The organism is Streptomyces sp. SID14436, assembly GCF_010548465.1.
Taxonomy (GTDB): domain Bacteria; phylum Actinomycetota; class Actinomycetes; order Streptomycetales; family Streptomycetaceae; genus Streptomyces.
On record NZ_JAAGMD010000017.1, the window covers coordinates 1 to 1,466 of the forward strand.

At 76.4% G+C, this 1,466-nt stretch carries 1 protein-coding gene; it reads left to right on the plus strand.

The features are described 5' to 3' along the window. Window positions 1-239 precede the first annotated feature (239 nt). Window positions 240-1,466: MFS transporter (locus G3I53_RS00625; RefSeq protein WP_164437920.1), on the plus strand; the 1,227-nt coding region annotated here is incomplete at its 3' end.

Consider the following 1,466-nt stretch of genomic DNA (forward strand, 5'->3'; position numbering starts at 1 on the left):
CGCATGACCGGGCCACGGCGGGCAACCCGGGACCCGGCGGGGTCCGACGGGGACGGTCGGGCCCCGTCGCCCGGGCCCTTCGGCGGGCCCCCGGGAAGAACGGCCCCGTGGTGCGCCCGGGGCCGGGCCGTCATCGTGTGAGGGAAGGCGCGAGCGCCCCGCCGGCCGGTCCTCCGGCCGGCTCGCCGCGGACCGTGCGCGGCCGGGGCGGACATCCCGCAGACGACGAGGAGGACGGCATGCCGAAGCCGTCGACGAGAGCCACGGACAAGACCGCCCCCGCCCCCGTCCCCGGGCGCGCCTGGCTGATGCTGGCCCTGGCCACGCTCGGCTTCGCCGTGAACTTCTGGGCGTGGGCGCTGCTGAGCCCGCTCGGCCCGAGGTTCCACGACGAGCTCGCCCTGTCGTCGTTCGAGTCGTCGCTCCTGGTGGCCGTCCCCGTCGTGGTCGGCTCCCTGGGCCGCATCCCCGTGGGCGCGCTGACCGACCGGTTCGGCGGCCGGGCGATGTTCCCGCTCGTGTCCGCGGTGACCATCGTGCCGGTCCTCTACCTCGGCCTCGCCGGACACTCCTCGCTCTCCGCCCTGCTGATCGGCGGCTTCTTCCTCGGCGTCGGCGGCACTGCCTTCGCGATCGGCGTGCCCTTCGTCAACGCCTGGTTCCCGCCCGAGCGGCGCGGCCTGGCGATCGGGATCTTCGGCATGGGCATGGGCGGCACCGCGATCAGCGCGCTGACCACGGTGAAACTGGTCGACGCGAACGGCACGGCGACCCCGTTCGTGCTGACCGCCGGCGTGCTGGCCGTCTACGCCGTCGCGGCCTGGCTGCTGCTGCGGGACGCGCCGGGGCGCGCGGTGCCCGCGGAGCCGTTGACCCGCCGCCTGGCGAGCACGGTCCGGCTGCCGGTCACCTGGCAGGCGTCCGCCCTGTACGCGGTCGCCTTCGGCGGCTACGTCGCGTTCTCCGTCTACCTGCCGACCTACCTCAAGTCCGGCTACGGGCTGACCCACGCCGACGCGGCGAACCGCATGGCCGGATTCGTGCTGCTGGCGGTCGCCATGCGGCCGGTCGGCGGCTGGCTGTCGGACCGCGTCGGGCCCGTACGGGTCCTCGTCGCCGCCCTCGGCACCGTCGTGGCGGCGGCCTTCGTCCAGGCGGCCACACCCCCGCTGGCCCCGGTCGGCACCCTCGCCTTCCTGGCCATGGCGGCGGCACTGGGCGCGGGCAGCGGCGCGGTGTTCGCGCTGGTCGCCCTGATGACCCCGGCGGGCCAGGTCGGCTCGGTCACCGGCGTCGTGGGCGCCGCGGGCGGCCTCGGGGGCTTCCTCCCGCCGCTGGTCATGGGCTCGGTGTACGGCGCCTACGACGACTACGCGCTCGGCCTGATCCTGCTGGGCCTGGTGTCCGCCGCCGCCCTGGCCTACACCGCCACCGGTGTCCGCCGCGCCCTCGCCCGCCGCGCGGCC